The organism is Saliniramus fredricksonii (genome assembly GCF_900094735.1).
Taxonomy (GTDB): domain Bacteria; phylum Pseudomonadota; class Alphaproteobacteria; order Rhizobiales; family Beijerinckiaceae; genus Saliniramus; species Saliniramus fredricksonii.
The window spans coordinates 1,127,929-1,150,657 of the sequence record NZ_FMBM01000002.1; the positions used below are offsets into that span (position 1 = coordinate 1,127,929).

23 protein-coding genes and 1 tRNA gene are annotated in these 22,729 nt (G+C 64.2%); 16 read left to right on the plus strand and 8 right to left on the minus strand.

Annotation, left to right across the window (positions count from 1 at the left end; all coding sequences use genetic code 11):
- The first annotated feature begins 2 nt into the window (after window positions 1-2).
- Entirely contained in the window at window positions 3-377 is a 375-nt protein-coding gene (locus GA0071312_RS11735) for an SUF system Fe-S cluster assembly protein (RefSeq protein ID WP_074445123.1), read from the plus strand.
- Window positions 378-408: 31 nt separating this feature from the next.
- Here the strand turns inward: GA0071312_RS11735 and GA0071312_RS11740 are convergent, their stop codons facing one another.
- Complete coding sequence (locus tag GA0071312_RS11740) at window positions 409-1,236, minus strand: enoyl-CoA hydratase (RefSeq protein ID WP_074445124.1); 828 nt, start codon at window positions 1,234-1,236, stop codon at window positions 409-411.
- A gap of 147 nt (window positions 1,237-1,383) precedes the next feature.
- Here GA0071312_RS11740 and GA0071312_RS11745 point away from each other — a divergent pair, with 147 nt between their 5' ends.
- From GA0071312_RS11745 to GA0071312_RS11770, 6 genes are all read left to right on the plus strand, one after another.
- Window positions 1,384-1,833 (plus strand): PaaI family thioesterase, encoded by a 450-nt coding sequence (locus GA0071312_RS11745; RefSeq protein ID WP_074445125.1) that lies wholly within the window; start codon window positions 1,384-1,386, stop codon window positions 1,831-1,833.
- A 293-nt stretch (window positions 1,834-2,126) separates the two neighbouring features.
- Window positions 2,127-2,759: an NYN domain-containing protein gene (locus tag GA0071312_RS11750; RefSeq protein WP_074445126.1), complete on the plus strand. Its 633-nt coding sequence runs from the start codon at window positions 2,127-2,129 to the stop codon at window positions 2,757-2,759.
- A gap of 616 nt (window positions 2,760-3,375) precedes the next feature.
- Entirely contained in the window at window positions 3,376-3,837 is a 462-nt protein-coding gene (gene rplM, locus GA0071312_RS11755) for a 50S ribosomal protein L13 (RefSeq protein WP_074445127.1), read from the plus strand.
- A 2-nt stretch (window positions 3,838-3,839) separates the two neighbouring features.
- Window positions 3,840-4,313 (plus strand): 30S ribosomal protein S9, encoded by a 474-nt coding sequence (gene rpsI / locus GA0071312_RS11760; RefSeq protein WP_074445128.1) that lies wholly within the window; start codon window positions 3,840-3,842, stop codon window positions 4,311-4,313.
- Window positions 4,314-4,554: 241 nt separating this feature from the next.
- The gene (locus GA0071312_RS11765; RefSeq protein ID WP_074445129.1) at window positions 4,555-5,382 is read left to right on the plus strand and encodes a response regulator; all 828 of its coding nucleotides are present in this window, start codon (window positions 4,555-4,557) and stop codon (window positions 5,380-5,382) included.
- Window positions 5,383-5,417: 35 nt separating this feature from the next.
- The gene (locus tag GA0071312_RS11770) at window positions 5,418-6,611 is read left to right on the plus strand and encodes a DUF2336 domain-containing protein (RefSeq protein ID WP_074445130.1); all 1,194 of its coding nucleotides are present in this window, start codon (window positions 5,418-5,420) and stop codon (window positions 6,609-6,611) included.
- A gap of 9 nt (window positions 6,612-6,620) precedes the next feature.
- On the opposite strand, the gene GA0071312_RS11775 is transcribed toward GA0071312_RS11770, so the two are convergent.
- The 5 genes from GA0071312_RS11775 to GA0071312_RS11795 all read right to left on the minus strand — a co-directional run bounded on the left by GA0071312_RS11775 (window position 6,621) and on the right by GA0071312_RS11795 (window position 10,347).
- The gene (locus tag GA0071312_RS11775; protein ID WP_238947299.1) at window positions 6,621-7,004 is read right to left on the minus strand and encodes a nitrile hydratase accessory protein; all 384 of its coding nucleotides are present in this window, start codon (window positions 7,002-7,004) and stop codon (window positions 6,621-6,623) included.
- Window positions 6,997-7,656 (minus strand): nitrile hydratase subunit beta, encoded by a 660-nt coding sequence (gene nthB / locus GA0071312_RS11780; protein ID WP_074445131.1) that lies wholly within the window; start codon window positions 7,654-7,656, stop codon window positions 6,997-6,999. Before nthB ends, GA0071312_RS11775 begins: the two co-directional genes overlap by 8 nt.
- On the minus strand, window positions 7,653-8,324 hold the full coding sequence (gene nthA / locus GA0071312_RS11785) for a nitrile hydratase subunit alpha (protein ID WP_074445132.1): 672 nt from the start codon (window positions 8,322-8,324) through the stop codon (window positions 7,653-7,655). The genes nthB and nthA overlap by 4 nt, the downstream gene beginning before the upstream one ends.
- A 192-nt stretch (window positions 8,325-8,516) precedes the next feature.
- Window positions 8,517-9,926 (minus strand): type I glutamate--ammonia ligase, encoded by a 1,410-nt coding sequence (gene glnA, locus GA0071312_RS11790; RefSeq protein ID WP_074445133.1) that lies wholly within the window; start codon window positions 9,924-9,926, stop codon window positions 8,517-8,519.
- 82 nt (window positions 9,927-10,008) lie between these two features.
- Complete coding sequence (locus GA0071312_RS11795; protein WP_074445134.1) at window positions 10,009-10,347, minus strand: P-II family nitrogen regulator; 339 nt, start codon at window positions 10,345-10,347, stop codon at window positions 10,009-10,011.
- A gap of 272 nt (window positions 10,348-10,619) precedes the next feature.
- On the opposite strand from GA0071312_RS11795, the gene GA0071312_RS11800 reads away from it, so the two are divergent.
- The 7 genes from GA0071312_RS11800 to GA0071312_RS11830 all read left to right on the plus strand — a co-directional run bounded on the left by GA0071312_RS11800 (window position 10,620) and on the right by GA0071312_RS11830 (window position 17,816).
- A complete protein-coding gene (locus GA0071312_RS11800; protein ID WP_074445135.1) occupies window positions 10,620-12,101 on the plus strand; it encodes a bifunctional ADP-dependent NAD(P)H-hydrate dehydratase/NAD(P)H-hydrate epimerase in 1,482 nt (493 codons plus the stop codon).
- Window positions 12,102-12,349: 248 nt separating this feature from the next.
- Complete coding sequence (locus GA0071312_RS11805) at window positions 12,350-12,553, plus strand: hypothetical protein (protein WP_074445136.1); 204 nt, start codon at window positions 12,350-12,352, stop codon at window positions 12,551-12,553.
- 50 nt (window positions 12,554-12,603) lie between these two features.
- Window positions 12,604-13,440 carry an IS5 family transposase gene (locus GA0071312_RS11810; RefSeq protein ID WP_074446130.1) on the plus strand — a complete coding sequence of 279 codons (837 nt, stop codon included), beginning with the start codon at window positions 12,604-12,606 and terminating at the stop codon, window positions 13,438-13,440.
- A gap of 73 nt (window positions 13,441-13,513) precedes the next feature.
- Window positions 13,514-13,780 (plus strand): Ada metal-binding domain-containing protein, encoded by a 267-nt coding sequence (locus GA0071312_RS11815; protein WP_074446131.1) that lies wholly within the window; start codon window positions 13,514-13,516, stop codon window positions 13,778-13,780.
- A gap of 141 nt (window positions 13,781-13,921) precedes the next feature.
- Window positions 13,922-15,328 (plus strand): hypothetical protein, encoded by a 1,407-nt coding sequence (locus tag GA0071312_RS11820; RefSeq protein ID WP_074445137.1) that lies wholly within the window; start codon window positions 13,922-13,924, stop codon window positions 15,326-15,328.
- Between the two features lie 223 nt (window positions 15,329-15,551).
- Window positions 15,552-17,315 carry an acyl-CoA dehydrogenase family protein gene (locus tag GA0071312_RS11825; protein WP_074445138.1) on the plus strand — a complete coding sequence of 588 codons (1,764 nt, stop codon included), beginning with the start codon at window positions 15,552-15,554 and terminating at the stop codon, window positions 17,313-17,315.
- A 309-nt stretch (window positions 17,316-17,624) separates the two neighbouring features.
- Window positions 17,625-17,816, plus strand: coding sequence for a hypothetical protein (locus tag GA0071312_RS11830; RefSeq protein WP_131817793.1), 192 nt, complete (start codon window positions 17,625-17,627; stop codon window positions 17,814-17,816).
- Window positions 17,817-17,832: 16 nt separating this feature from the next.
- Here the strand turns inward: GA0071312_RS11830 and GA0071312_RS11835 are convergent, their stop codons facing one another.
- Both GA0071312_RS11835 and GA0071312_RS11840 read right to left on the minus strand, forming a co-directional pair.
- Window positions 17,833-18,384: a hypothetical protein gene (locus tag GA0071312_RS11835; RefSeq protein WP_131817794.1), complete on the minus strand. Its 552-nt coding sequence runs from the start codon at window positions 18,382-18,384 to the stop codon at window positions 17,833-17,835.
- 274 nt (window positions 18,385-18,658) lie between these two features.
- Window positions 18,659-18,735 (minus strand) — tRNA-Arg (locus GA0071312_RS11840).
- A gap of 203 nt (window positions 18,736-18,938) precedes the next feature.
- On the opposite strand from GA0071312_RS11840, the gene GA0071312_RS11845 reads away from it, so the two are divergent.
- Both GA0071312_RS11845 and GA0071312_RS11850 read left to right on the plus strand, forming a co-directional pair.
- Window positions 18,939-21,710: a DNA translocase FtsK gene (locus GA0071312_RS11845; protein ID WP_074445141.1), complete on the plus strand. Its 2,772-nt coding sequence runs from the start codon at window positions 18,939-18,941 to the stop codon at window positions 21,708-21,710.
- Window positions 21,711-21,906: 196 nt separating this feature from the next.
- Window positions 21,907-22,689: a LolA family protein gene (locus GA0071312_RS11850; protein WP_165604024.1), complete on the plus strand. Its 783-nt coding sequence runs from the start codon at window positions 21,907-21,909 to the stop codon at window positions 22,687-22,689.
- Window positions 22,690-22,729: the final 40 nt, after the last annotated feature.

The window sequence follows — 22,729 nt, forward strand, 5'->3', positions numbered from 1 at the left end:
ATATGAGCACTGATACGCCCGAACCGAACGCCCCGGCCATTGGCGCGCAATCCGGCCTGCCGCCGGAGGAGATTGATCGTCTGACCGATGATATCGTGATGGCGCTGAAATCGGTCTACGACCCGGAGATCCCCTCCGACATCTACGAGCTCGGCCTGATCTACCGCGTCGAGATCGACGATGACCGCAATGTCGCCATCGACATGACGCTCACCGCCCCGGGCTGCCCCGTCGCCGGCGAAATGCCGGGCTGGGTGGAGAATGCGGTGGCCGGTGTCGCGGGCGTGCAGAGCGTCACGGTCAACATGACCTTCGACCCGCCCTGGGACCAGAGCCGCATGTCGGACGAGGCCCGCGTCGCTCTCGACATGTGGTGAGGGGCGGGGCCTCCCCGCCCTGCCTTGCGCCCTATCGCCCCTGCCAGCGCGGTTCGCGCTTTTCGATGAAGGCGCCGATGCCTTCTTCGGCGTCGCGCGCCATCATGTTCTCAGCCATCACCTTCGCCGCATAGTCATAAGCCTCCTCGAGCCCCATTTCGCGCTGCGCATAGAAGGCGCGTTTGCCGATGGCGAGGGTATGGCCTGATTTCGAGGCGATGGTTGTCGCCATGGCCCGCGCCTGCGCCAGCGCCTCGCCCTCGGGCGCGACGCGGTTGACGAGGCCGAAGCGGTGTGCGGTCTCGGCATCCGCGAGCTCGCCGAGCAGCAGCATTTCCATGGCGTGCTTGTTGGCGAGGTTGCGCGAGAGCGCGACCATCGGCGTGGAGCAGAACAGCCCGATATTCACCCCCGGCGTGGCGAAACGCGCCTTCGCCCCGGCCACGGCGAGATCGCAGCTCGCGACGAGCTGGCAGCCGGCGGCGGTGGCGACGCCCTCGACCGACGCGATGACGGGCTGGGGCAGGGCGACGATCTTCTGCATCAGGGCCGAGCAACGCTGCATCAGATCAGCGAAATACGCTGCCCCGCCATCAGGATCGGCGCGCCGCGCGGTCATCTCCTTGAGATGGTGCCCCGCGCAGAAAGCCGGGCCCTCCGCCGTGAGGATCACGACGCGGATGCCGCGATCCTCGGCGATGGAATCGAGCGTGTCGGAGAGCGCTGCGATCATCGCATCCGAGAGCGCGTTGCGCGAGGGTGCGTGGTCCAGGGTGATGGTGGCGATGCCGTCCGCATCCGCGCGCCGCAGGGGAAACGCCGCCTGGTCCGCCGCCGGTACGTGTTGTTCGAAACCCATATGGCCTCCTCCTGATTGCCTGTCCGCTCTGCGCGGATTCGTCTTGTCTTGCGCGGGTCGAGGCGCTCTCATGGACGCAGAGGAAACCGCCCGGACACGCACACGTGATCTTTCAAGACACAGTGCCAAAGGAAAGCCGTCAGGACAATGAGCAAAGCAAACGCAACGCCGCCCGCGCTGAAGATGAGCGCCGAGGAGATCACCGCCTTCCTCGACGAGGAATTCCCCCAGATCCATCTCGGCGGGCGCAGCTTCATCATCGAGGAAGTCGCGCCGATGGCCGCGCGCATGCGCATGCTCTACCACGAACGCCACATCCGCCCCGGCGGCACCATCTCCGGCCCCGCCATGATGTCGCTGGCCGACCTCGCCCTCTACGTCGCCATCCTCGCCCAGCTCGGCCCCGTCGCCCTCGCCGTCACCACCAACCTCAACTTCAACTTCATGCGCAAACCCGCCCAGCGCGACCTGATCGCCGAATGCAGGTTATTGAAGCTGGGGCGGACGCTCGCGGTGGGGGATGTGGCGATACGATCGGACGGGGAGGGCGAGATGGTGTGCCACGCAACGGGGACTTATGCGATTCCGCGGGGGTGAGGAAGTTTGAAGCACCCTAAGATTTGCGAATCCGTTTAAATCAACTTATGGTCTTCGCTTCGTCGGATTTGTGCGTTTTTAGCAGGGCGAGCGATGGCGGCAACGGTGGATAAAACGGCGGAATTTTCGTTGACAATCGTGTCCGAATTGGGCATAAGAATTTTATTAGCTCCCCGTCGGACTTGGCTGGAAACAGTCCCCGGCGGGGTTTATTTTTGTGCCTCCCCATTCTCTCAGGAACTGCTGCCAACGATACGGCGCTATGCGTTATCCTCAATTCCGGGGGCCGCCCGATGACGGCAGAGCCTGCCGTCAAATACGCCATGGCCTTCATTGATGGCCAGAATTTGTATCAGCATGCAAAGGATGCCTTCGGTCATCATCATCCGAACTTCGATCCACGGAAGTTGCACGCTGCTGTCTGCGCAGCGCATTGCTGGACGCCGAACCTTGTTCGCTTTTACACAGGGATTCCTGACACGCGCATAAGCCCGATGTGGGCGGGGTACTGGAACAGCCGCATCATTGCCATGAAGCGCGCCGGGATCAAGGTTACGACGCGTCCGTTGCGCTATCGCGAACAGCAGGTCACCGACGCGCTTGGCAATACGGAAACGGTGCAAGTCGCGCAGGAAAAGGGGATAGATACGCGCCTTGTGCTCGACATTGTTTCCACGGCCCGCAAGAAGCAATGGGATGTAGCGGTGATCTTCAGCCAGGATCAGGACTTGGCGGAAGTCGTGCAGGAAGTGAAGGATATCGGGGAAGAGCAGGGGCGGAATCTGGAGATCTGTTGTCCCTTTCCCTGTGGACCCAACGCGACATCAAGGCGGGGTATCTACAAAACCAACTGGTTCCCCATGGATCAAACATTCTATGACTCTTGTCTTGATCCAAAGGACTATCGCCCGAAGAACACGCCTTGAGAGATCCCAATACCCATCCTCACTCGCCCCCCACCCCCACCCCAACCCCAACCCCCGAACAAACGCCACCACCGCCTCCGCCGTCTCCTGCGAATCCGGGATCTCCAGATTCGTCTTATCGGACACCAGGCGGTAGGTGCCGTTTCCATTTAGCGGGGCCATCGTTGGTTCGTAGGCTTCGCTTTGGAAGGCTTCGTCGTTGGTGCCGGCGATGAGGAGGAACGGGGGGAGGTGGGTGATGTCGGTCTTCCAGTCGCGGCGCGGGGCGTAGGATGCGTTCAGGCGGAAGGAGTATTCCGGCGTGGCCATGTGGCCGTAGCGGCATTCGAGCACGGCCTTCGGCATGGCAAAGCGCAGCACTGGGTAGCTGTTGAAGGGAAAGTGATGGGGGGAGGATAAGTGATGCGGTACCCAAATACCCCACAACCCGTTACCCCAATACCACCACCCCCAATCCCTTGCACATCAACCCTTCCAGCCGCATCAATCTCCCCAGATAACCCTTGACGCGGGATCAAACTGCGCATAAACCGCCCCATCGCCGCCGCGTTCGGGGTTCCCGGGCTGGCGGCTCTTCGTTTGGAACGGGGTTTTGCCCCTTTAGGGATACAGCGCAATGAAAACGTTTTCGCTGAAGCCCGCCGATGTCGAGAAGAAGTGGGTCATCATCGATGCGGAGGGCCTCGTCGTGGGTCGTCTCGCCTCGGTCGTGGCGATGCGCCTTCGCGGCAAGCACAAGGCGAGCTACACGCCGCATGTCGATTGCGGTGACAATGTCATCGTGATCAACGCCGACAAGGTGGTCCTCACCGGCCGCAAGCGCAATCAGAAGGTCTATTACCACCATACCGGCCATCCGGGCGGCATCAAGGCCCGCACGGCGAAGTCGATCCTCGAGGGTCGTTTCCCCGAGCGCGTGGTCGAGAAGGCTGTCGAGCGCATGCTGCCGCGCGGCCCGCTCTTCCGCAAGATCCTCGGCAACCTGCGCGTCTATCCCGGCTCCGAGCATCCCCATGAGGCGCAGCAGCCGGAAGCGCTCGATGTCGCTTCCCTGAACGCCAAGAACCGGAGGCTCTGATCATGGCCACCTTGCAGTCCCTCTCCGATCTCGGCCAGCAGGACGAGACCCCGGTCGAAGCACCGGTCCATGTCCAGAAGCTCGACGCCCATGGCCGCGCCTATGCCACCGGCAAGCGCAAGGACGCCATCGCCCGGGTCTGGATCAAGCCCGGCTCCGGCAAGATCTCGGTCAATGGTCGTGAGCTCGCAGTCTACTTCGCCCGCCCCGTGCTGCGGATGATCATGAACCAGCCCCTGCAGCTGACCAACCGTGTCGACCAGTACGACATCCAGGTCACGGTCAAGGGTGGCGGCCTCTCCGGTCAGGCCGGCGCCGTGCGCCACGGCCTGTCCAAGGCGCTGACCTATTACGAGCCCGAGCTGCGCGCCATCCTCAAGAAGGAAGGCTTCCTGACGCGCGATTCGCGTATCGTCGAGCGCAAGAAGTACGGCCGCGCCAAGGCCCGCCGTTCGTTCCAGTTCTCCAAGCGCTGATCAATCAACGATCACGTTTGGCTATTCGAGGGGTCGCGCCTGGCGCGGCCCCTTTTTCGTGGCGATGGAGCGTTATGGCGTGCCTGATCTTGTCCGTGATCCGGGATCCATCTGACGAAAGGAAGCCTTAAGGATAGCAGCGAATACAAATGCGGCGACATGGGTGTCCAACTGTTTCTGTGAAGATCAATAAAAGGATTTGCAACGAATTGCCGCCATAACGTTGCGTAAGGAGGCGGTCATGCAGCAAACGAAGATCCTGATTGCGGATGCGGATATCGAATCCCGGCAGCAACTCGCCCGGATCGTTTCCGAGGCACGGCCAGATGCGCGGCTGCGCTTTGCCGATACCGGCCGGCAGCTCTTCAAGGTCCTGCAGGAAGAAACCTTCGACATGGTCTTCCTCGACATGGTGCTGCCCTACACCGATGTCGCCAAGCTCAAGAGCGTGATCGCCCTGATGCATGCACAAAACGGCACCCGGCTCGTGCTCGTCAGTGAAGGGTTGCGCAAGAACTGGACGATGATCGCGCTGCAGTTGCACGCCTACGAAGTTCTGACGAAGCCCTATCGTGATCATGCAGTGACGCGGCTTCTGGAGACCTTCCAGCAGATTCGCCGGACGCGACAGGCACTGATCGTCGACCCGTCCGTGCGCACCCGCGGCATTCTGCGCAACGTGCTGGATCGCAGCCAGTTCCGGCTGCAGCCCATTGATGCCGAGACGGGTCGCCGGGCGATCCGGCATACACGCAAGCAGGATTTCGAGGTGGCCTTCGTCAGCCATGCGCTTTCCGACATGCCGGCCCTCGAGGCCGCCTGCCAGCTTCTCAGCCGCAGTGAAGACAGGATTTCCGTCGTGCTGATGGATCGGGCAGTGGATGAAACCCACCGGGCCTTCGAGGTGTTCGGCATCAAGGATGTGATGATCCAGCCCTTCGATGCGATCGACGTCAACCGGACCCTGCACGGGGCGCTCGGCTTGTGGCGACCGTATCTGGTCAATGCCCTCGCTGCCGAAAGAGACAGCAAGCGTGAAGACGCCGCACAGGCAAGCCGCGCGGCCTGAAACACCCGTCTTGTCGCGATCGAGGTTCAGACGTCATGCTCCAGGAAATCTATCAGCTCGTCCAGCAGATCGAGCAGGCCAAGAAGGCGGACGCGAAAGGGGGCGAGGATGTCGCCGTCCACGTGGACAAGTCCGAAGTGGTCGAACGCCTGCGCGCGCTCTACGAAGCCAAGGCCCGGCGGCTCCCCGATGATCGGGCGGCGATGTTTGATCATCTTTTCCTGAATCTCAGTGACGGGATCGATGCGGCCACGAAGCGCGATCTCGCCATGACACTGGCCATGTATCCGCGCGCGCCGGAAGGCATTGTCGACAAGCTCGTCCAGGATGAGGATCCGGGCGTGGCCGAGCCGTTGCTCAACAGTGCGCTGCGCATCAAGGAACGGTTGCTTGAAACGGTCGCGCAGCAACGGGGGCAGAAGCACTTGAAGGCTCTTGCCGGGCGTGGCGAAATCGGCGAGCGGGTCACGACCCCGATCGCGCGACGGGGCGATGACGAGACGGTCCTGGCTCTCTCCGTCAACCGCAGCGCGCGTTTCAGTGAGGAGGGTTTCGATATCCTGTCCGAGCGGGCGCGGGCCAATGCGATCCTGCGCAGCGTGGTCTGCTCGCGACCGGACATGCCGCCGGCGCAGTTCGACATGCTGCTCAGCCTCGACGGCGCCCTCGTCTGCGAGGAATTCGATGCCGAATACGGCGATGCCGCGCTGCCGGGCGAGATGCTGGTCGCCATCGTGTCCGCGGCCATGGGTGACGGAGGGCCGACGCGCTTCTCGCGCGCGATGATGGCCGCTTCCTTCGATTACGTGGCGATGCGCGCGCTCCGGCGATCGGTTGAGCAGGCGGATCTGGAGCGTTGGTTGCGCCGCCGCCAGTATGAGGATGCCATTGCCGGGCTGGCCATTCTCAGCGCGATTCCCCCTGAATATGTGCAACGGCTGATCGTTGCCGATTCGCTCTACCCGGCAGCCATGCTGGTGAAGGCGATCGGCTTCGAATGGGGCACGCTGAAGCCGTTCTGGCAGATCCGCAGCGAGGCCGGTGTGGGCCAGGAGGCCCCGAACGAGGTCTACGAGGTCTTCGATGCCATCGACACGCTGACGGCGCGGCGTCTGATGCGCCATGTGGCCCTGCGTGAGAAGATCATCGCCTTTCCCGAGGTGGAATTGCCGGAAGACGGCTGGCCCGGAACGGCATCGAACGATCAGGCGGACCGACGCGTCGCCTGATCCGGCGCTTCAGGCCTGGAATTCCGGATCGTTCTCCAGACGGATCGGCTCACCATGCGGCGTGGCGCGCGCGGCGCGGTCGAGGGCGGCGCGACGGGTTTCGAGCTGGTCCTGCGCGACGAGCTGCTTTTGCGCGATGATGCGCTCCAGTGCGGTGAGCCAATGCGTGTAATAGGTTGCGCCGTCATCGGGATCGCCTCCGGCCTGCGCCTCGCGGATGACGGCTGAAAGCGTCTGCGCCCACTCTTTCCAGCTGAAGGCGCCCTGCTCGTGCAGCCGCAGGGTCATGGCGAAGGCCTGTGCTTCCCAGGGCGCGGCAAAGACCGGGCCGTCGGCGCAACGCGGGATCGGCACCTGCGCGGCGCGGGTGGCGGCGTCGAGCGCGTCAGGCAGGTTCAAGATAGCTCTCCCAGGCATCGATCCCGACGATCAGCGTCGCATCGGCTTCCTCGCCCCAGAGCTCACGCCCCGTGAAGCGGACATTGTAGAGCCATTGCGGCTCCTCGCCCTGGCCGTGGGCATGGGTATCGGGAAAAACGTGGACGCCGTGGACCATGGCGATGACGCCGCGCTTGCCGCGCGCATAGCGGGGCAGGCGGGTATGGCCGGCGGGGTTCATCACCCGGGTGACGACACTGTCGCCCTGCTTGAATCGCGCTGGATGCGCCGGCTCGCGCTCCGTCGGCCCGCCGCGCTTCATGGCGGCTTCGACATCGCCCCCGCGCAGGACGCGCCTGACCGGAACGGGCGCCTCGAGGGCCGCGCCGGCGGCGAGCTCGGCTTCACTGACGAGCCCGAGCCGCGTGACCAGCCGCTCGACGCCCTTGGTCCAGATCTCGAAATAGCTTGAGGCGAGATAATCGGGCGGCGGCAGGGTCTCGCGCGCATGCCGGCTCATGTCGAGATTCCAGGCGCCGCTGGCTCCCATGGCGATGGTGATGCCGAAGGCGCGCCTTTCCCAGTCGTGATGGAACGGGATTTCACCCGCCTCGATCTGCACGGGGCCGAAACCGTGCATGCCGCCCATATCCTGCGCGCCGTTCATGCCGCGCTCTCCCCGTTTGCGATGCTCTGCGGATCGCGCGCCAGTCCGGTACCGATCATCGAATCGCGGGTAACGAGATCGGCGAGTTCCTCCTGCGACCAGCCCTGCGTCCCTTCCGGGCGCATCGGGATGACGAGGTAGCGCATCTCGGCGGTGGAATCCCAGACCCGGATGCGCGTCGTCCCGGGCAGGCTGACGCCGAATTCCGCCAGCACGCCGCGCGGATCAATTACCGCGCGCGAGCGGTAGGGCGCGGATTTGTACCAGCTCGGCGGCAGGCCAAGTACGGGCCAGGGATAGCAGGAGCACAGGGTGCAGACGACGAGATTGTGCTCTTCCGGCGTGTTCTCGACCGCGACCATATGCTCGCCCTGGCGGCCCTCGAAGCCCATTGATGCGATGGCCGCCGTCGCGTCGCGTTTGAGCCAGTCGCGGAAATCGGGATCGGCCCAGGCCCGCGCCACCACCTGCGCGCCGTTGCGCGGGCCGACGCGGGTTTCATACATCTCCACGAGCACATCGATCGCGGCGGGGTCGACATAGCCCTTCTCGACGAGGATCGATTCGAGCGCGCGCACGCGCAGATCCATGGGCGAGAGTTCGCTGCCATGGTCGTGGTCATGGTGATGATGGGCGTGGTGATGATGGGCGTGGTGCTCGTCGCTCATGCTTTCCTCCGACCGGCTTTCACCAGCTCTCATGTGGCCGCGAGTCTAGCGCCGTCGCGTGACCGCGCAAGGCGTGATTCCGGAGGGAGGCTTTGGCATGGTTGCGCCGAAACGAAAAACCGGGACGCTTTCGCGCCCCGGTCTGTATTCGGACGATCCGGACGCCGCCCGGCGGGCCGGGCGGGTGCCGCATCAGACGGAGTAGTACATGTCGAACTCGACCGGGTGCGGCGTGTGATCGAAGCGGATGACGTCTTCCATCTTCAGGGCGATATAGGCATCGATCATGTCGTCGTTGAAGACGCCGCCGGCCTTGAGGAAGGCGCGATCCTTGTCGAGAGCCGTAAGCGCCTCGCGCAGGGAGGTGGCGACGGTCGGGATCTTCTTCAGTTCGCGCGGGGGCAGATCGTAGAGATCCTTGTCCATCGCCTGACCGGGATCGATCTTGTTCAGGATGCCGTCGAGGCCGGCCATGACGAGGGCCGCGAAGCCGAGATACGGGTTCGCCGTCGGATCGGGGAAGCGAACCTCGACGCGCTTCGCTTTCGGCGACGTCGTCCACGGGATACGGCAGGAGGCCGAGCGGTTGCGCGAAGAATAAGCCAGCAGCACCGGCGCCTCGAAGCCCGGGACCAGACGCTTGTACGAATTTGTCGAGGGGTTGGTGAAAGCGTTGATGGCACGGGCATGCTTGATCACGCCACCGATATACCACAGGCATTCCTGGCTGAGATCGGCGTATTTGTCGCCGGCGAAGAGCGGCTTCCCGTCCTTCCAGATCGACTGGTGCACGTGCATGCCGGAGCCGTTGTCACCATAGACGGGCTTGGGCATGAAGGTGGCGGACTTGCCGAAGGAATGGGCGACGTTGTGGATGCAGTACTTGTAGACCTGCATCAGATCGCCCATGCGGGTGAGCGTATCAAACTTCATGCCAAGCTCGTGCTGGGCGCTGGCCACCTCGTGATGGTGCTTCTCGACCTGGACGCCCATCTCGGCCATGGAGGCGAGCATTTCGGAGCGCATGTCCTGCCCGGAATCCAGCGGCGGGACGGGGAAGTAGCCGCCCTTGGTGCGGATGCGGTGACCCATGTTGCCGCTCTCGTAATCCGCCATGGAGTTCGAGGGCAGCTCGACGGAATCGAGCACGAAGCCGGTATTGTAGGGCTCGGCGGCGAACTTCACGTCGTCGAAGACGAAGAACTCGGCTTCCGGGCCGATCATGACGGTGTCGCCGAGACCGGTGGACTTCAGAAAGGCTTCCGCCTTCTTGGCGATGCCGCGCGGATCGCGGTTATAAGGCTCGCCGGAAGCGGGTTCGAGGATGTCGCAGACGATCGACATGGTGGGCGCCGCGAAGAACGGATCCATCACGGCCGTCTCCGGATCGGGCATCAGGCACATGTCGGATTCGTTGATCGCCTTCCAGCCGGCGATGGACGAACCATCGAACATCACGCCATCGGCGAAGAGATCCTCATCGACCATGGTGACGTCAAAGGTGACGTGCTGCCACTTACCCTTGGGATCGGTGAAGCGAAAATCGACGTATTTGACGTCGTTGTCCTTGAGTGCCTTGAGCACATCGTTGGCCGACTTCATGATGGACCTGTCCTCTTTTCTTGACGCTTGCAAGCGAAGGATCCGGCGTGAGGCCGGGTTTCGCGGTTGGTTTCCGAGACAGTCAGATTGCGTCCGACCCGGTCTCGCCGGTGCGGATGCGGATCGCCTCCTCGACGGCAGATACAAAAATCTTGCCATCCCCGATACGACCCGTCTGGGCAGCCTTGCGAATGGCGTCGACGGCCTTCTCGACGAGGTCGTCGCTGCATACGATTTCCAGCTTCACCTTGGGCAGGAAATCGACCACGTATTCGGCGCCGCGATAAAGCTCCGTATGGCCTTTCTGACGCCCGAAACCCTTGGCCTCGATGACGGTGATACCCTGCAGGCCGACGTCCTGAAGAGCTTCCTTCACCTCGTCGAGCTTGAACGGTTTGATGATCGCTTCGATCTTTCGCATGTGAAGCCGCCTTTTGCCGCGCGGTTGTCGTTCTTTGAACACCACGGTGATACCATCTTAACGACACCCCTGCCACGGCTCCGATAGGGAACCCGCTGCAGGTATGCCCATTTACGCAGCGATGTTTGCATAAAATTTATGCATTCGCCACTTCTTCAGACGATTTGAGCCGTAATGTTGTGCCATAGCCGTTCACACGCCTTCCTCGCCGCGCGACTCCGCATTGCTCGGGAGAAAGAGATGGGGCATGCCTGTCCTGCAGGAGGATCGCCATGAACCATCATCGCATTCTCGCCGTCGCCCATATGCGCGAAGCCGACCGGCTCACGATCGCTTCCGGCGTGCCGGGCATGGTTCTCATGGAGCGCGCCGGCGCGGGCGTGGCGCAGGCCGCCCGCGCCATGCTTGCGCCGACGGGGCGTGTGGTGATTCTCTGCGGGCCGGGCAATAACGGCGGTGACGGTTTCATTGCCGCGCGCCGCCTCGCCGAGGACGGCTACAGGGTGACGCTCGGTCTCCTCGGCCCGCGTGAAAGGCTCTCCGGCGATGCGGCTGCTGCGGCGAGGTTGTATGATGGGCCCGTCATTGCGCTGGAGGATATCACTTGCGACGAGGCCGGTCTCGTTATCGACGCGCTCTTCGGCACCGGTCTGACGCGTGATCTGGAAGGCGCCGTCGCGGCCTGTATCGCACGTGTCGCGCGAAGCGGCGTGCCGGTTCTGGCCGTGGATATCCCGTCGGGCATCGACGGTGATTCGGGCGCCATACGCGGTGTCGCGCTCCCCGCCACGCGCACCGTCACCTTCGCCGCGCGAAAGCCGGGGCACCTGCTGCTGCCCGGGCGTGATCTTTGCGGGGCGATAAGCGTCGTCGATATCGGCATTCCCGATGCCACGTGCGACGGTTTCGCGCCCGCGCTCTTCGCCAACGAGCCAGCCCTGTGGCGCGATACGCTACCGCGTCCCGAATCGGATACTCACAAATACAAGCGCGGGCACGCGCTGGTGCTCTCCGGCGAGATGCATCGCACGGGTGCGGCGCGTCTCGCAGCGCGCGGGGCGTTGCGCGTCGGCGCCGGCGCGGTGACGCTCGCCTCGCCGCGGGCCGCCCTCGCGGTCAATGCAGCCCATCTCACCGCGATCATGCTCGCGCCCTGCGATACGCCGGAGGAGCTCGGGGTGCTGCTCGAAGATCGCCGCTTCACGGCGGTGGCGCTCGGCCCCGGTTACGGGGTCGGCGAGGCGACGCGCGCCATGGTCAAGGCTGCGGCGCGCACGGGCAGGGGGCTGGTGCTCGACGCCGATGCGCTGACGTCGTTCGCCGGCGAGGCCTATACGCTCGGCATGGTGGCGAGCGCCGCGCGCGCCTGCGTGCTCACGCCGCATGAGGGCGAGATGCGCCGTCTGTTCGAATCGGCGGAAGGCGTGCGCGATGCGCCCAACCGCTGGCAGGCGGCCCTGCGCGCGGCGGAGATCGTCCGCTCGGTGGTGATCTGCAAGGGGGGCGACACGATCGTCGCGAGCCCCGACGGACGCGCCGCGATCCTCGCCGAGACGACCCCCTATCTCGCCACAGCCGGCTCCGGCGACGTGCTCACCGGCATCGTTACCGGCCTGATCGCGCAAGGCATGCCGGCTTTCGAAGCCGCCTGCGCCGCCGTCTGGCTCCACGCGCGCACCGGTATCGTCTACGGCCCGGGGCTGATCGCGGAGGATCTGAGCGAGGCGCTGCCGGGGGTGTTGCGGGGGCTGTGAGGGAGCGTGCCGTACCGGCCGTATGGGTTGCCATTTGGCATGATCGGCTGCAGCGAAGCGTGACAGCGCCTGATCCGACCCAGGCTGTTCGGATGATGCCTCGAACGCTGCTTCGATTGGAATGGGCAGCCGGAATTTATCAATTATAGATTTACGTTAAGGGAAAACTTATAATATAGGATAGCATCCGCGACACTTTCTTCTGCCGCGGCGGGGCGAAGCCCGTATGGCAGAGCGAAGGGGGCAACATGAGAGCGCTGATCATCACCCTCGCTTGCATGGCCCTGGGGGCTTGCAACACGATCGTTCATGCAACGCTGCCATCATCCGAAATCATCAAACTTGCCAATCGTCCCTTTTCCACCACGAAGACGATCCAGGCTCGCGTCATGATCCAAGTGGAAACCTCTTGCGAGGAATACAAAGAGCCGGATCTAAAAGTAGTTGAGTGATATCAAAGGGTTGTGATTCAACCGTCTTTGTCGAGAAGATGGAGGATCGAATGCCCTGGGATGATATCACTCGCCGGCAGCATAACCGGGACCATCTGCGTTATCCAAGTGATTTGATGGACCGGGAATGGGCGATTTTGGCGCCGCTGATCCCTCCGGCCAAATCCGGCGGTCGTCCACGCAAGACCGATATGCGAGAGGTGGTGAACGCGATCCTTTATATCGCGGGCAGCGGCTGTCAGTGGCGGGCACTGCCGAAGGACTTTCCTCCAGCCTCCACCGTGCGAGGCTATTTCTATTCCTGGCGCGATACCGACCTCTGGCAGACGATAAACCACATCCTTGTCGCAGCCACGCGGGAACTGGAAGGACGCGAGGCCTCTCCAACTGCCGGTGTCATCGACAGTCAGTCGGTCAAAACCACGGAAAGCGGCGGGATCTCTGGCTATGACGCGGGCAAGAAAATCAAGGGACGCAAGCGCCATATCATCACCGACACGCTCGGCCTGATGCTGTTCGTACTGGTTCATGCCGCCGACATTCAGGACCGGGACGGCGCGCCCGATGTTCTGAAAGCCATCCGGCACCGGTTCCCCTGGCTGCGCCATGTCTTCGCCGACGGCGGCTACGCAGGCGACAAGCTGCGCACCGCATTGATCGGCTGCGGCACGTGGACCATCGAGATCATCAAGCGTTCAGATGCTGCCAAAGGCTTCCACGTCCTACCCCGGCGATGGGTGGTGGAACGCACCTTCGGATGGTTTGGACGATGCCGCAGGCTCGCAAAGGACTGGGAGAAATCCGTCGAAAGCGCCACCGCATGGGTCATAGTCGCCAGCATCAGGCTCATGACACGCAGGCTCGCAACCTATTGTGTAATAACATAAACTTTTGAATCCGACTCTAAATGGTGCAATGCTCTTCGGATTCTCAGTTTTCCTTGGTACGCATGAGGTGACCATGGAAGCCCGCTTTACGCTGCGCGACGCACATAACCACCCGTATCCCTCCGCTGCGCCCGGGCGCTTCGGCGGCCATGCGAAAAGCCGCATCTACGGGCGGCTCGATTGCCGCGCGGCATTGGCCGCACTCGCGCGCGGCGGGCCTTACGCGCGTCATCGCGTCTTCTTCGCCGACGAGGCGAGTGCCGTGAGCGCCGGCTATCGCCCCTGTGCCGTATGCATGCCGGAGGCCTATTCGGCGTGGAAGACGCGCCGTAGCGGGTGATCCTGCGCTTGCGGATCGCGCATGGCTGCCGGTTGTGCAGCGCAGTGCCGCATGGCATGCCGGTCTTCGGGTATGTGGTGGCGGCTCCCTTGGCCCCCGTCGCGGCATGCCTGCTTCGTAGCGCTTACCGGAACCCGCTCCATGACTGACCGCATCGATGCGTTTTCGGGAATTGCGCTCGTCATCGCCTGGTTCACCCTGCTCGTGACAAGCCTTTCCGGTGAAGCCGGGCAGGCTCTCGCGGAGGGCGCGCCGAGCCCGCTCATGCTCTTCGGGATGGCGGGGATCCTGTTCTATCTGGTTGCGCAGAGCACACGCTACACGCGCTTCGTCTGGAGCCATCTGACATTTGGTGCGGTCATTACGGTGATTGCCCTGTTCGGGCTGGCTTCGCCGGTCATGGCGCTGGCGGAGGCATTCTGGCGTAGCGTTTTCATCGTCGTGCTGTTTTCGTCGCTGGGCGTGCTGCGCGTCGCGGCGCAGACCTCGCCGATGGTACGCGAGGCCGGCGCCATGCTGGTGCGCCAGCCGCCGGGACGCCGCTATTTCGCGCTGGCAGGCGGCTCTACATTGTTTGGGGCGATCCTGAATTTCGGTGTGATCGCGCTCTTCAGCGGCATGATCCGCGACGCCGTCAAGGCGGCTCCCGGCGATGCCACAGTGGCCAGAGCGCGTGAGCGGCGGATGCTGCTGGCCATGCTGCGCGGGTTCTCGGTGACCATGTTCTGGTGCCCCCTGACGGTCGCCTTCGCCATAACGACCACCGGCATTGCTGGCGCGCAATGGCCCTCGATGGTGCTGATCGGGGCCGGGCTCGCGGTGATGACCGCCATCGCCGGCTGGGCAATCGACAGCGGCGCATCGCGGCGCGCGGCGGGGACGGGCGATGCCGTGCCGTTCTCCTTCGCCGCTCTGGTGCCGCTCGTCACCCTGCTTCTGATCCTGTCGAGCACGGCGGCTCTGGTCGAGCGCTTCACGCCGGGGGCGTTGATCCACGGGGTCATCCTCTTCGTGCCCCTGATCGGGCTCGTCTGGATCCTGCGCGATACGGGGCGCGCGGGGCTCACCCATCTGCGGCGCTATGTGGTGGAGCAGGCGCCCGGGCAGCGCCAGGAACTGTCCGTTCTGGCCAATGCGGCCTATGCCGGCACGCTCATCGGGATGCTGCTGCCGCAGATCTTCATCGACGCGCTGATCGGCCCGCAGGGCCTGCCGCCGGTCTTCGTCCCGGCTTTGTTCATGCTGCTCGTGGTGCTGTTTGGTCTGCTCGGCGCCAATCCGCTGATCACCGTCGCGGTGCTGGCCAGCGTGATGGCCGATCCCGCGCGCTACGGTGTCGATGCGACGCTGGTCGCGACCGCTCTGGCGATCGGCTGGGGCATGGCGATCGCCTCCTCGCCGGCCACCGCCGCGACCATGTATATCGGGCGGCTGACGGGATATGGCTCATTCACGGTGGGGACGCGCTGGAATGCCGGCTATGCCGCCGTGTCCGTCGTGATGCTCGGCGCCGCGCTGACATTGCTCGGCCTGTGGCGGGGCGCCTGACGGTGCGCCTCGACATGTGCGCAAAAGAGCTCCGCTTTTCGCTTCCGCGCCCTTGCGTCACGGCGGTTTGCTGCATTTCCCCATTGCCCTCGCAGCCCTGCTCACATAACTCTTGGTCAGGAGAGGCCGGCTGCACCGGAACACGGCGCGGATACGCTTCCCGGCGAAGAAACAGGCACGCCACGGCAGGGCCGGAACGCGCGTGCGGCTTTGGAGGACGACGATGGATTACCGTGCGCCCGTGACCGATATGGTCCATGTCATGCGCCATGTGGCCGGCCTTGACGACGCGCTCGCAAAGGGGCTGCATCCCGATCTCTCGGCGGAGCTCGTCGACCAGATTCTGGAAGAGGCCGGCAAGTTCGCCGGCGATGCGATCGCGCCGCTCAACCGCATCGGCGATACCAATGGGCCGAAACTCGCAGAGGGCGTGGTGAAAACGCCTCCTGGCTGGAAAGAGACCTATCGCGACTGGGCGGATGCCGGCTGGAACGCGCTTCCGGGGCCGGCGGAGCATGGCGGACAGGGGCTGCCCGGCCTTCTCAATGCCGCCTGCATCGAGATGTGGAATGCCGCTTCGCTCTCCTTCGGTATCGCGCCGCTGCTCACCATGGGCGGGATCGAGGCGCTGACGAAGCATGCGACGCCGGAATTGCAGGAGCTTTATCTCGGCAAGCTGATCTCGGGGGAGTGGACCGCGACGATGAACCTGACCGAGCCGCAGGCCGGCTCCGATCTCGCCGCGCTTCGCGCCCGCGCCGAACCCGCCGGTGACGGCACCTACAGGATCACGGGCCAGAAGATCTACATCACCTATGGCGAGCACGACATGACGGACAACATCGTCCACATGGTACTCGCGCGCCTGCCGGATGCGCCGGCGGGAACGAAGGGCATCTCGCTCTTTCTCGTGCCCAAGATCCTGCCCGATGGCAGCCGCAACGACGTCTTCTGCAACGGCATGGAGCACAAGCTCGGGCTGCATGGCTCGCCGACCTGTACCATGGTGTTCGGTGACAAGGGCGGCGCCACCGGCTGGCTGATCGGCGAGGAGAATCGCGGGCTGGCCTGCATGTTCACGATGATGAACAATGCCCGCCTCGGCGTCGGCCTCCAGGGTGTCGCCGCCTGCGAGCGTGCATATCAGCAGGCTCTGTCCTATGCCCGTGATCGCCGCCAGGGCCGCGCCGCCTCGTGGCAGGGTGACGGCATGGCGCCGATCATCGCGCACCCGGATGTCCAGCGCATGCTGATGACCATGAAGGGCTTCACCCAGGCCGCGCGCGCGATTTGCTACATCACCGCCGGGGCACTCGACCGCGCCCATTTCGAGGCTGAGGCCGATGCGCGGCGCCGGGCGCATGAGCGCGCTTCGCTGATGACCCCGATCGCGAAAGCCTTCTCGACGGATCTTGCCAACGAAGTCGCCTCGCTGGGCGTGCAGGTGCATGGCGGCATGGGTTACGTCGAGGAGACCGGCGCGGCGCAGCATCTTCGCGATGCGCGCATCCTCGCGATCTATGAAGGCACCAACGGTATCCAGGCGATCGATCTCGTCACCCGCAAGCTGCCCCTTTCCGGCGGCGAGACGGTGCGCGTTGAGATTGCGCGCCTGCGTGCGGTTGCTGATCGTGTCACGAAAGAGGGTGGGGCGGCCTACGGTGATACGGCCAGCCGCCTGCGCGAGGCCGTGGAATCGCTCGACCGGGCGACGAGCCATCTGCTCAAGGCGCTCTCCGGCAATGCCCAGCAGGACGCGCTCGCCGGCGCGACGCCCTATCTGCGCCTGTTCGGCCTGACACTCGGGGCGGCCTCGCTGGCCGAGTCCGCGCTTGCGAGCGCTGAGGGCGACCCGCTCGCCGCCGGTCGCGTGGCGCTGGCGCGTTTCTTTGCCGAAAACCAGGCAAGCCTCGCCCCCGGCCTCGCCGAGACCATCATCCATGGCGGTACCTTCACCGAAAGTGCGGAACTCGCACTGGCGAGTTGATTGCGCGGGCGAAGCCACGTCGAGGCGCTGAAGTCGAGGCGCAGAAGTCGAGGCGCAGAAGTGCATGCGCAGGTGATCCGATCTGCGCATGCGGCCATCCCGGGAACGCCTCACCCGGATTCGCGCTGGCAATACGAGGCGGCGCCGAATGCCGTTTCGGCTATATGTTACCCGGTGGAGCGCGGCGTGAGCATCGGCGCGTCTGCTGACAAGGAATGCACGGTGCGGCAGGGCCGCCTGCCGGCGTTGCCATTCTTCCGACACGCTGTTTGTCCGCGTTGAGTGAGGTCGGGTCAGGCGCAGGAAGCGATGGCATTGCGGATCATGCGCAGCATGCCGACACATCCCGGCGGAGATCTGGGGATCCGGCCCGCTGCACAGGGCAAGGCGATCGATCTGGCGTTAACGCTCGCGGCTGCTAACGGGGGCGAACACCGCCTTGCCGCCGGTCAGACCCATGGCCTCGCTGACGTCTGGCCGGACCGGGCGCAGCCGGGCTGATCCAGGTCAATCCCCGTCAATGCGGGATCGCGCCGGTTCGTGGAGACAGGCCCGGATTGAGTGAAGCGATGATGGCTGCGGTTGCTGCTCTGAAGGCGGAATACGCATCGCGCCCTGACCCCTCGAACGAAATGCGTGATATGAGCGAGGCGACCTTGAGGGCGATGGCATCACGGGGCATGCCCGAGGCAAAGTTCAACTGCACGGTCGCGCGATGTCCCTGCATGGCGAAGGCCCGCAACGTGCCGTCGAAGTCAAGCGCGGCATTCTCGACATCGATCATGATATCCCCGAAATCGCCCGCGATGTCGGCAACCAGTTTGTCGAGGCCCACATCGAGATCGAGATCCGGCGGCAGGCTTAGCGTCATCTGAGGATCGCACCAAACCCTGAAACTGATCAGCCCTTTTTCCAGATGGATTTCGAGGCGGTCGTCTTCCAGCACGATTTGCGCATCAACGGCGCATCCGAACCGGTTCGCATTGTGCAGTAAAAGGTTGCGTGGCAGCTCTGGTGTCGTTCGCAATCGCAGAGTGGCGTCTTGTGCAAACAAGGCAATGGTACGCAAATCTCAGACAGAGCTACTCCCCATCTATTGGACAGGATTAAGCGTGGTTTAAGCTACTCTTTGCATCTGCTGATCGGGTTGGTTCTGAGCGATGCGCATGCATATCCGTTCCGGGGAAATCCCGCTCTGCAAGGCCTGTTTGAAAGCTGCGGTTGATCGCATTGACGTCGATACAAACGTCATTCGCATTACGGGAAGCAAGCACACCCTTGAACGGGCGGCCCAGAGTGAGCACGAAAACTTGCCCGCTGCGGTTCACAGTTCTGTACCGAAATGGCGCGCCCGGCAGGATTCGAACCTGCGACCTTTGGAATCGGAATCCAACACTCTATCCAGCTGAGCTACGGGCGCGAGGCGGCGTGAGCCGCGCGAATCCTGCATAGCGGATCGGGCGGGGCGGGGCAAGCGGTGTGTTGCGCCAAAGGCGCCGCAGCGTTCCCGGCGCGGGATCGGCAGGCGGCAAATCCTGGTTCACCATGCGGCGGGTCTTGGTTAAGCGTCTCTTAACCGCATCCCGGCTAGGCTCGCCGGGTCTGAAAAAGAATCGCCGGATCATGCCGAAAACACGTCGCCATGCCTCGCCTGCCGATGAACTGACGGATGCACTGCGCGCCTTCGTCATGCGCCGCCTCGTGGACATATCGGGGTTGGTCATGCTCGTCTTCGCCATTGCGATGACGCTGGCGCTCGCGACCTGGTCGGTGGAGGATCCGAGCCTCAACCATGCCGTCGACGGGCCGGTGCGCAACTGGCTCGGTTATCCAGGTGCTGTGGCATCCGATCTCGCCATGCAGCTCTTCGGTCTGGCCGCGCTCGCGGCGCTGCTGCCGCTCGCCGCCTGGGGATGGCGGCTGCTGCGCGAAGGCCGGCTCGCGCGGGTGCAACTGAGGCTCGTCCTGTTCGTCCTCGGCGTCGTTGCCGCAACGGCGATGGCGAGCAGCTTGCCGGCCACCACCCGCTGGCCGCTGCCGACGGGGCTCGGCGGTGTTGCCGGCGATGCGGTTCTCGCCGCTGCGCGGGCGCTGACCGGGATCGCCGAAGGCCCCGCCGCGACGCTGCTCGGTTTCGTCTTCGCCGGTATCGCCATACTCGCCATTACCGCCGCCTCAGGCTTCGGCTTCTCCGATGAGGAGGAGGATGCGGAGGAGGACGAGATTGCGGCGCCTGCGCCGCGTGGCCGCCCTGTCGATCTCGACGATTTCGACGAATCGCCGCGCGAGGACGAGCCCGGTCGGGCGATCGTCTGGCTCGGTGCCGCAGCCCATGCGGCGCTCAGTCTGCAAGTCCATCTGCGGCGCTTCGCACAACTGATGCGCGATGCAATGGCGCGGCGGCTGCGGCGTGGACCCGAGGACGGCTTTGCCTATGCTTCGGGGCCGATGCGCCGCGAGACCGACCGCGATGACGGTTTGTCCGATTTCGTGCGCCCGGTGCCCCCCGGGGCCCGCCGCGAGCCGGTTCTCGACATGCCGGGCGTGCCCGTGCAGGCGCAAGCTGCGCTACGGGACGCATCGCACGACCAGTCGGCCCGCGCGCATCCGGCGGAGGCGGAAACGAGTCCGCTGCGCGACGAGGCGCCGTGGAATCGCGATGGTGGCGGCTGGAACGCCTGGGATGAGGATGCCGATCTCCCTGTCGATCAGGACGCCGAGTCGGCACCCACGCAACAGGGCGAGGAGGGTGCCGGTTCCGCCTCCAGCCGTGTCACCATGCCCGTCGCGACGACGAAGCCCGGCAAACGCATCAAGCGCGAAGCGCAGCCCTCCTTCCTCGACCCGCAGGATGATTACCAGTTGCCGGCCCTGCAGCTGCTGTCGGAGCCCACCGCGTCTCATCTGGCCGAGGTCTCGCGCGAAGCCCTGGAGCAGAACGCCGCAATGCTCGAATCGACGCTGGAGGATTTCGGCGTGCGGGGCGAGATCATCAATGTGCGCCCCGGCCCCGTGGTCACGCTCTACGAGCTGGAGCCGGCCCCGGGCACGAAGTCGAGCCGCGTGATCGGGCTTGCCGACGACATCGCCCGCTCGATGAGCGCGGTCTCGGCCCGCGTTGCGGTGGTGCAGGGGCGCAATGCCATCGGCATCGAACTTCCCAACGTGAAGCGCGACACCGTCTTCCTGCGCGAATTGCTGGCCAGCCGCGATTTCGAATCATCCAAGCAGAAACTCGCCCTGTGCCTCGGCAAGACCATCGGCGGCGAGCCGGTGATCGCGGATCTGGCCAAGATGCCGCATCTGCTGGTGGCGGGCACGACCGGCTCGGGCAAGTCGGTGGCGATCAACACCATGATCCTGTCGATCCTCTACCGGATGTCGCCGGAGCAGTGCCGCATGATCATGGTTGATCCCAAGATGCTGGAACTGTCGGTCTATGACGGCATTCCGCACCTGCTCTCGCCGGTCGTGACCGACCCCAAGAAAGCCGTCGTCGCGCTGAAATGGGCGGTGCGCGAAATGGAGGACCGCTATCGCAAGATGTCGAAGATGGGCGTGCGCAACATCGACGGCTTCAATGCCCGCGTGGCCGAAGCGACCGCACGCGGCGAGGTGATCACGCGCTCGGTCCAGACCGGGTTCGACCGCGAGACCGGGGAGGCGATCTTCGAAGAGGAGGAAATGAGCCTCGATCAATTGCCATACATCGTCGTCATCGTCGACGAAATGGCCGATCTGATGATGGTCGCCGGCAAGGAGATCGAGGGTGCCATCCAGCGTCTCGCCCAGATGGCCCGCGCAGCCGGCATCCATCTGATCATGGCAACCCAGCGCCCCTCGGTCGATGTCATTACCGGTACGATCAAGGCGAATTTTCCGACCCGTATCTCCTTCCAGGTCACCTCGAAGATCGACTCGCGCACGATCCTGGGTGAGATGGGTGCCGAACAGCTGCTCGGACAGGGTGACATGCTCTACATGGCCGGTGGCGGGCGCATCACACGCGTGCACGGGCCCTTCGTCTCCGATGACGAGGTCGAACATGTCGTGGCCCACCTCAAGACGCAGGGGCGCCCGGCCTATCTCGACGCGGTCACGTCAGAGGAGGATGAGGGTGGCTCCGGCGGCGATGACGGCGGCGCCGTGTTCGACAAGGGCTCGTTCGGTGATCCCGGCGCCGATCTCTACGATCAGGCCGTCGCGGTGGTCCTGCGCGACAAGAAGGCCTCGACCTCCTATATCCAGCGCCGTCTGCAGATCGGCTACAATCGGGCAGCCTCGCTGATGGAGCGGATGGAGAATGAGGGGATCGTCGGCGCGCCCAACAATGCCGGAAAGCGCGAGATCCTGATGGAATCGCCGGAGGATCGTTATGGAAACGGCGATGATTGAGGCTGTTCCGAGCCGGATATGCCGCGCGCATGCCCGGAAGGAGTCGCGGTTTTGCCACAGCCGGACGTTACGCCTGCGCAAGAAAATCGGCGTGGTGTGATGTTTCGCGTCCGCGCCTGAAACGGGATGACGATGCATGGTTCACGGTATGGGGAAGCAGAAAATTCATTCGGGCAAGGTGCGGGATCCGCGTCATTTGGCGCGTCTGCGCGGGCTTGCTTTCGCCTTCCTGGCCGGTGCCGCTCTGGTACCGATGCCTGGGATCGGTGTGGCTCCGGTCGCTGCTGAAAGCGTGCAGCGCGCCTTCTGGCAGATCGATACGCTGCCTCCGCCGCGGCCCGAGCGCCTGCTCGTCAGCCAGGCACAGCTTCCCGAGCCGCCGGCCGGCGTGCGCGGCGTAGCCCCCGGGCAGGCGCCCGAGCAGCCTGCGACGGATAGCACGGCCGAGAATCTGAGCGCCGAGCAGATCGTCTCCCGTGCCAATGATTTCTTCAACGGCATCACCACCATGTATGCCAGCTTCACGCAGATGAATGCCAATGGGGACCGGCTGACGGGCGAGCTCTATGTGCATCGCCCCGGACGCTTGCGTTTCGATTACGATGAGCCGGCCACGCTTCAGGTCGTCGCGGACGGGCGGCAGGTCGCGATCCAGGACAGCCGGCTGAACACCCAGGATCTCTATCCGATCTCGCAGACGCCCCTGAAATTCCTTCTCGGTTCGCGCGTCAATCTCGGGCGCGACGTCAGCGTGCTCGATGTCGAGCGCTTCGATGACGAGGTCGACATCCAGCTCGAGGATCGCTCGACTTTGGGCGGAACCTCGCGGGTGACACTCACATTCGATGATCGCCTGTCGGAATTGAAACGCTGGCGCATCCGCGATCCGCAGGGTTTCACCACCACGGTGGCGCTCGACGAGGTGGATTTCGTCTCGCGCATGGATCCGGGTCTGTTCGTGATCGTGCGCGCGCGCTGATGATACGGTTTGCTGCAAACGCCTCTTAACCCGGCGCGCG

What these genes read in the sequence shown, in the direction of transcription:
- GA0071312_RS11735 (WP_074445123.1), top strand. Translation starts at nt 3, where the DNA reads ATGAGCACTGATACGCCCGAACCGAACGCCCCGGCCATTGGCGCGCAA.
- GA0071312_RS11740 (WP_074445124.1), bottom strand. Translation starts at nt 1,236, where the DNA reads ATGGGTTTCGAACAACACGTACCGGCGGCGGACCAGGCGGCGTTTCCC.
- GA0071312_RS11745 (WP_074445125.1), top strand. Translation starts at nt 1,384, where the DNA reads ATGAGCAAAGCAAACGCAACGCCGCCCGCGCTGAAGATGAGCGCCGAG.
- GA0071312_RS11750 (WP_074445126.1), top strand. Translation starts at nt 2,127, where the DNA reads ATGACGGCAGAGCCTGCCGTCAAATACGCCATGGCCTTCATTGATGGC.
- rplM (WP_074445127.1), top strand. Translation starts at nt 3,376, where the DNA reads ATGAAAACGTTTTCGCTGAAGCCCGCCGATGTCGAGAAGAAGTGGGTC.
- rpsI (WP_074445128.1), top strand. Translation starts at nt 3,840, where the DNA reads ATGGCCACCTTGCAGTCCCTCTCCGATCTCGGCCAGCAGGACGAGACC.
- GA0071312_RS11765 (WP_074445129.1), top strand. Translation starts at nt 4,555, where the DNA reads ATGCAGCAAACGAAGATCCTGATTGCGGATGCGGATATCGAATCCCGG.
- GA0071312_RS11770 (WP_074445130.1), top strand. Translation starts at nt 5,418, where the DNA reads ATGCTCCAGGAAATCTATCAGCTCGTCCAGCAGATCGAGCAGGCCAAG.
- nthB (WP_074445131.1), bottom strand. Translation starts at nt 7,656, where the DNA reads ATGAACGGCGCGCAGGATATGGGCGGCATGCACGGTTTCGGCCCCGTG.
- nthA (WP_074445132.1), bottom strand. Translation starts at nt 8,324, where the DNA reads ATGAGCGACGAGCACCACGCCCATCATCACCACGCCCATCATCACCAT.
- glnA (WP_074445133.1), bottom strand. Translation starts at nt 9,926, where the DNA reads ATGAAGTCGGCCAACGATGTGCTCAAGGCACTCAAGGACAACGACGTC.
- GA0071312_RS11795 (WP_074445134.1), bottom strand. Translation starts at nt 10,347, where the DNA reads ATGCGAAAGATCGAAGCGATCATCAAACCGTTCAAGCTCGACGAGGTG.
- GA0071312_RS11800 (WP_074445135.1), top strand. Translation starts at nt 10,620, where the DNA reads ATGAACCATCATCGCATTCTCGCCGTCGCCCATATGCGCGAAGCCGAC.
- GA0071312_RS11805 (WP_074445136.1), top strand. Translation starts at nt 12,350, where the DNA reads ATGAGAGCGCTGATCATCACCCTCGCTTGCATGGCCCTGGGGGCTTGC.
- GA0071312_RS11810 (WP_074446130.1), top strand. Translation starts at nt 12,604, where the DNA reads ATGCCCTGGGATGATATCACTCGCCGGCAGCATAACCGGGACCATCTG.
- GA0071312_RS11815 (WP_074446131.1), top strand. Translation starts at nt 13,514, where the DNA reads ATGGAAGCCCGCTTTACGCTGCGCGACGCACATAACCACCCGTATCCC.
- GA0071312_RS11820 (WP_074445137.1), top strand. Translation starts at nt 13,922, where the DNA reads ATGACTGACCGCATCGATGCGTTTTCGGGAATTGCGCTCGTCATCGCC.
- GA0071312_RS11825 (WP_074445138.1), top strand. Translation starts at nt 15,552, where the DNA reads ATGGATTACCGTGCGCCCGTGACCGATATGGTCCATGTCATGCGCCAT.
- GA0071312_RS11830 (WP_131817793.1), top strand. Translation starts at nt 17,625, where the DNA reads ATGGCATTGCGGATCATGCGCAGCATGCCGACACATCCCGGCGGAGAT.
- GA0071312_RS11845 (WP_074445141.1), top strand. Translation starts at nt 18,939, where the DNA reads ATGCCGAAAACACGTCGCCATGCCTCGCCTGCCGATGAACTGACGGAT.